6 protein-coding genes are annotated in these 5,730 nt (G+C 68.9%); 2 read left to right on the forward strand and 4 right to left on the reverse strand.

Translation table 11 applies throughout. The features are described from left to right. From ABNT58_RS00880 to ABNT58_RS00895, 4 genes are all read right to left on the reverse strand, one after another. On the reverse strand, window positions 1-1,223 hold a 1,223-nt coding region (locus tag ABNT58_RS00880; RefSeq protein WP_348751628.1), incomplete at its 3' end, for a M1 family aminopeptidase. Then, on the reverse strand, window positions 1,216-1,896 hold the full coding sequence (locus tag ABNT58_RS00885) for an HAD family phosphatase (protein WP_348751629.1): 681 nt from the start codon (window positions 1,894-1,896) through the stop codon (window positions 1,216-1,218). The genes ABNT58_RS00885 and ABNT58_RS00880, both read right to left, overlap by 8 nt. Continuing rightward, window positions 1,897-3,001, reverse strand: a protein-coding gene (prfB, locus tag ABNT58_RS00890; protein WP_348751630.1) for a peptide chain release factor 2 whose coding sequence is annotated in 2 segments (ribosomal slippage) — window positions 1,897-2,919 and window positions 2,921-3,001 — 1,104 coding nt in all. Because the reading frame shifts where the segments join, the coding sequence is not laid out codon by codon here. 72 nt (window positions 3,002-3,073) lie between these two features. Continuing rightward, window positions 3,074-4,009: an alpha/beta hydrolase gene (locus tag ABNT58_RS00895; RefSeq protein ID WP_348751631.1), complete on the reverse strand. Its 936-nt coding sequence runs from the start codon at window positions 4,007-4,009 to the stop codon at window positions 3,074-3,076. A gap of 133 nt (window positions 4,010-4,142) precedes the next feature. Between ABNT58_RS00895 and ABNT58_RS00900 the strand changes: the two genes are divergently transcribed. Then, the gene (locus ABNT58_RS00900) at window positions 4,143-4,652 is read left to right on the forward strand and encodes a GNAT family N-acetyltransferase (protein WP_348751632.1); all 510 of its coding nucleotides are present in this window, start codon (window positions 4,143-4,145) and stop codon (window positions 4,650-4,652) included. Between the two features lie 5 nt (window positions 4,653-4,657). After that, the coding region (locus tag ABNT58_RS00905; RefSeq protein WP_348751633.1) for an AMP-binding protein at window positions 4,658-5,730 on the forward strand (1,073 nt) is incomplete at its 3' end.

The raw sequence follows: 5,730 nt of genomic DNA on the forward strand, positions 1-5,730 counted from the left end.
CGCTCGAAGCCTTCGCGGCCCACCAGCGTCTGCATCATGCGCACGACTTCGGCGCCCTTTTCGTACACCGTGGCGGTGTAGAAGTTGTTGATGGCCTGGTACTCGTCGGGTCGCACCGGGTGGGCCATCGGGCCGGCGTCTTCCGGGAACTGCACCTGACGCAGGCCGCGCACGTCTTCGATGCGCTTGACGGCCTTGGCGCTGGGGCCGCCCGCCATGTCCATGCTGAATTCCTGGTCGCGGAAGACGGTCAGGCCTTCCTTCAGGCTCAGCTGGAACCAGTCGCGGCAGGTGATGCGGTTGCCCGTCCAGTTGTGGAAGTACTCGTGGCCGACCACGCTTTCCACACCGCCGAAGTCCACGTCGGTGGCGGTGGCCGGGCTGGCCAGAACGAACTTCGTGTTGAAGATGTTCAGGCCTTTGTTTTCCATCGCGCCCATGTTGAAGTCGCCGACGGCGACGATCATGAAGCGCTCCAAATCCAGCGGCAGCTTGAAGCGGGCCTCGTCCCACACCACCGAGGCGATCAGCGAGTTCATCGCGTGCTCGGTCTTGTCCAGGTCGCCGCGGCGCACGTACACCTGCAGCAGGTGGTCGCGGCCCGAGCGGGTGCGGATCTGCTGCTCACGGGCCACCAGGTCGGCGGCCACCACGGCGAACAGGTAGCTCGGCTTGCGGAACGGGTCGTGCCACTTGGCATAGTGGCGGCCGCCTTCCAGCTCGCCTTCTTCCAGCAGGTTGCCGTTGGACAGCAGCACCGGGTAGCGCTTCTTGTCGGCCCGCAGCAGCACGGTGTAGACGGCCATCACGTCGGGCCGGTCCAGGAAGTAGGTGATGCGGCGGAAGCCCTCGGCCTCGCACTGGGTGAACAGGCCGCTGTCCGACGAGAACAGGCCCGACAGCTGGGTGTTCTTGTCCGGGCAGCAGGTGTTGCGGATGTCCAGCGTGAAGTTGTCGCCGGGCGGGTTGTCGATCACCAGCAGGCCGGGCTCCTGGCGGAAGCTGACGCTCTCGCCATTGGCCTGCACGCGCAGCAGGGTGATGTCTTCGCCGTGCAGCTTCAGCGGCTGCGGCGGCAGCGACAGGTTGCGCTCGATCACCAGCCGGCTGCCGACGATGGTCTTGGCGGGGTCGAGGTCGAAGGTGAGCTCGACGCTGCGGATCCAGTAGGCCGGCTCGGTGTAGTCCGCGCGGCGGATGGTCAGGGCGGGTCCTTCACGCATGGTGGGCTTCTCCGTTAGGGCGCGACGGCGACAGGGCGCCGAGGTCGAATTGCTGAAGGTCGGGCACGATGGCCACCACGTTGTCGAAGCCGGTGAAGGCTTCGCGCGGCATGGTGGTGGTGAGGGCGACGGCACGCATGCCGGCGCGGCGGGCCGCCTCGATGCCCAGCGGCGCGTCCTCGAACACCACGCAGGCTTCAGGCGCCACACCCAGGCGGCGCGCGGCTTCCAGGAAGATGTCGGGGTGGGGCTTGCCGCGCAGGCCGTCGGCCGGGCTGGTGACGGTGTCGATCCACTCGCCGATGCCGAAGCGCTCGAAGGCCAGCTGCATGTTCAGCAGGCCCGAGGCCGTGCACACCGCCAGCTTCAGGCCCTGGCTGCGCGCCAGCGCGGCCAGCTCGGCGGCGCCGCCGATCAGCTGCAGCGACGGGCGGGCGAATTCGCGGTAAAGCGCTTCCTTCTCCTCGGCCAGGGCGTCGATCGCGGCCGCATCCAGGTGCGGCAGCAGGTCGGCCAGGATCTCGGCATTGGCGCGGCCGGCGGTGGAGGCGAAGAAGCCCGGCTCGTCCATCGGATGGCCATGGCGCCGGTGCCACTCGATCCAGGCGTTGTGGTGGTGCGGCATGCTGTCGATCAGCGTGCCGTCGAGGTCGAACAGCAATGCTTGGGTCACTCAGACTCCCTGCTTGAGGCTGGCTTCGATGAAGGGATCGAGGTCACCGTCCAACACCTTCTGGGTGTTGCTGATTTCAACGTTGGTGCGCAGGTCCTTGATGCGGCTCTGGTCGAGCACGTAGCTGCGGATCTGGTGGCCCCAGCCGACGTCGGTCTTGGTGTCCTCCAGCTTCTGCTGCTCTTCCAGGCGCTTGCGCATCTCGAAGTCATACAGGCGCGAACGCAGCCGCTTCCAGGCCACGTCGCGGTTGCTGTGCTGGCTGCGGCCGTCCTGGCACTGCACCACGATGCCGGTGGGAATGTGCGTCAGCCGCACCGCCGAGTCGGTCTTGTTGATGTGCTGGCCGCCCGCGCCGCTGGCGCGGAAGGTGTCGGTGCGCACGTCGGAGGGGTTGATCTCGATCTCGATCGAGTCGTCCACCTCGGGGTAGACGAACAGCGACGCAAAGCTGGTGTGGCGGCCGCCGGCCGAGTCGAACGGGCTCTTGCGCACCAGGCGGTGCACGCCGGTTTCGGTGCGCAGGTGGCCGAAGGCGTAGTCGCCCTCGACCTTGATGGTGGCGCTCTTGATGCCGGCGATGTCGCCCGGGGTTTCGTCTTCCAGCGTGGCGGTGAAGCCCTTGCGCTCGCAGTACTTCAGGTACTGGCGCAGCAGCATGCCGGCCCAGTCGCAGGCCTCGGTGCCGCCGGCGCCGGCCTGGATGTCGATGAAGCAGTTGCTGGGGTCGGCCGGGTTGTTGAACATCCGGCGGAATTCGAGCTGCTCGACCGTGCCCTGCAGCTTGCGGGCGTCTTCGTCGATCGCGGCCAGGCTGTCGAAGTCGTCTTCGGCCTTGGCCATCTCGAACAGCTCGGTGTTGTCGGCCAGGCTGCTGGTCAGGTGGTTGATGGTCTCGACCACCACGTCGAGCGTGCGCTTCTCGCGGCCCAGTTCCTGGGCGCGCTTGGGCTCGTTCCACACATTGGGGTTCTCGAGCGCGGCGTTGACTTCGTTCAGTCGCAGGGATTTGCGGTCGTAGTCAAAGATACCCCCGTAGCGCGTCGGTGCGCGCAGAGAGGTCCGACAGAAGGGCGCCGATCTCGTTGATCTTTTCGTTGTCCATGCTTGCCATCCTTGTGAAGGCGGCGATTTTCGCATGGGCACCCACCCCGGGCGGGGTGGGGCGATCTGCCACTTATGCGGCCAGAAACTGCTCGATCTGCGCGGCCAGGGCCTCGGGTTCGTCGTGGTGCAGCATGTGGCCGCTGGCGGGCAGGCGGGCGCGCGTCACCGGCCCGGGCACCGTGGCCAGCCGGGCCTCGAACTCTTCGCGCGTGTAGCGTGTGCCCCAGAAGGCGGCCATGTCGGTCAGCGCACCGTCCACCCACAGCACCGGCGCCTGGATGCGCTGCCACAGTAGCAGCGACTCGTCCACCTGGTGCAGCACCGGGGCCACGCCCTTGTGCGCCGGATCGGCCTGCAGGTGCCAACGGCCGTCGGCCTGCGGGGCGCCCCAGTGGCCGGCCAGCCAGGCGGCCTTGTCGGCGGGCAGGCGCGGATTGTTCTTCATCAGCCGGCGCACCACGCCCTCGGGCGATTCGTAGCTGTTGAGCGTGGGCGGCGTGTGCAGTTGGTCCAGCCACTGCAGCAGCCGGCGCGGTGCGTCGGCCGGCTGCGTGCGCGGCATGCCGAAGCCCTCCAGGTTGATCAGCTTGCGGATGCGCTCGGGCCGCAGGCCGGCGTACAGCATGGCCGCATTGCCGCCCATGCTGTGGCCCAGCAGGTCGATGCGGCGGTCGGGCAGCGCCTGGTCCAGCAGCTGGTCGAGGTCGCCCAGGTAATCGGCGAACCAGTAGGTGTCGGTGGCTGACCGCTCGGTCAGCCCGAAGCCGCGCCAGTCGGGCGCGATCAGCGCGCGACCTTCGACCATCGCATCGACCATGAACTGGAAGGAGGCCGAGACGTCCATCCAGCCGTGCAGCATCAGCAGCGGCGGCGGGCCGTCTGCGGTCAGCTCGCCCCAGCAGCGCAGGTGGTAGCGCAGGCCGCGCACCTGGACGAAGCGGCTGGTAGAGGGGCGCCGCGGCAGGTAGGGCGCGACGGCCGCTGGCGCGGCTGCGGGTTCGGGCATGGGCGACGACATGCGGCCGACTGTAAGGCGCGGCCACCGGCGCTGCTGTCACCTGCGCGCAGGCTGCGGGCGCCTGGCCTGGCCGGGAAACCGCTGCCCTGTTGGCCCGCCGGCGGCTGACAGAATGAGCCGCATGAGTAGCGACACCTTGTTGCGCGCGGCCGAGCCGCGCGACCTGCCGGCCATCGTCGGCCTGATCCGCGAACTGGCCGACTTCGAGCGGCTGAGCCACCTGCTGCAGGCGACGCCCGAGAGCCTGCAGCCGCACCTGTTCGGCGACCGGCCGGTGGCCGAATGCCTGGTGGGCGAGGTGCAGGGCCAGGTGGTGGCCTTTGCCCTTTACTTCACCAACTTCTCCACCTTCCTGGCCAAGCCCGGGCTCTACCTGGAAGACTTGTATGTACAACCCGCGCACCGCGGCAGCGGCCTGGGCAAGGCCTTGCTCACGCGGCTGGCCGGCATCGCGGCCGAGCGCGGCTACGGCCGCTTCGAGTGGAGCGTGCTGGACTGGAACGAGAACGCCATCCGCTTTTATCAGCGCATGGGCGCCACCGTGATGCCCGACTGGCGCATCTGCCGCATCACCGGCGAGGCGCTGGCCGCCTATGCGCCTGGCGCGGCGGCTGGCACCGGCGCTGCCTGAAGCCCATGGCGCGCAGCAAAGCCGGTGCGGGTCCGCAGGCCGACCGCCACGCCCTGATCCACGGCGAATTCCGCTGGCATGTGCCGGCCCGCTTCAACCTGGCCGAGGTGTGCTGCGGCCGCTGGGCGCGCGACACGCCCGAAGCCATTGCCGTGCACCATGAGCGCGCCAACGGCGAGCGCACGGCCTACACCTTCGCGCGTCTGCAGGCCGATGCCAACCGGCTGAGCCACTGGCTGGTGGCGCAAGGCGTGCAGCGCGGCGACCGCGTGGCCATCGTGATGCCGCAACGCTATGAAACCGTGGTGTCGCACATGGCGCTGTACCAACTGGGCGCAGTGGCCATGCCGTTGTCCCAGCTCTTCGGGCCCGAGGCGCTGGCCTACCGGCTGCAGAACAGCGAAGCGGTGATGGCCATCGCCGACGAGAGCGCGATGGCCGCGCTGCGCACGGCCCGCGCCGAATGCCCGGCGCTGCGCACGGTGCTGGCGGTGGGCGAGGCCGAAGGCCAGGGCGATGCCGACTGGCGCGCTGCGCTGGCCGGCAGCGATACGCACTTCACCCCGGTGGACACGGCGGCCGACGATGCGGCCATCCTCATCTACACCAGCGGCACCACCGGCCCGCCCAAGGGCGCGCTGCTGCCGCACCGGGCGCTGATCGGCAACCTGCCGGGCTTCGTCTGCAGCTACAACGGCTTCACCGCACCCGACGGCGGGCCGGTGGTATGGAGCCCGGCCGACTGGGCCTGGACCGGCGGTCTGATCGACGTGCTGCTGCCGGTGCTGTACTTCGGCCGGCCGCTGGTGGGCTACAGCGGGCGCTTCGACCCCGAGACCGCCTTCGGCCTGATGCAGCGCCATGGGGTGACGCACACCTTCCTGTTCCCCACCGCGTTGAAGGCGATGATGAAGGCGGTGCCCCACCCGAGGCAGCGCTTTCCGCGCCTGCGGCTGCAGGCAGTGATGGCCGCCGGCGAGCCGGTGGGCGATGCGGTGATGGCCTGGTGCCGCGACGTGCTGCAGGTGCCGATGAACGAGATGTTCGGCCAGACCGAGATGAAATACATCGTCGGCAA

Source organism: uncultured Aquincola sp. (assembly GCF_964001545.1).
GTDB lineage: Bacteria > Pseudomonadota > Gammaproteobacteria > Burkholderiales > Burkholderiaceae_C > Aquincola.

What these genes read in the sequence shown, in the direction of transcription:
- ABNT58_RS00895 (WP_348751631.1), bottom strand. Translation starts at nt 4,009, where the DNA reads ATGCCCGAACCCGCAGCCGCGCCAGCGGCCGTCGCGCCCTACCTGCCG.
- ABNT58_RS00900 (WP_348751632.1), top strand. Translation starts at nt 4,143, where the DNA reads ATGAGTAGCGACACCTTGTTGCGCGCGGCCGAGCCGCGCGACCTGCCG.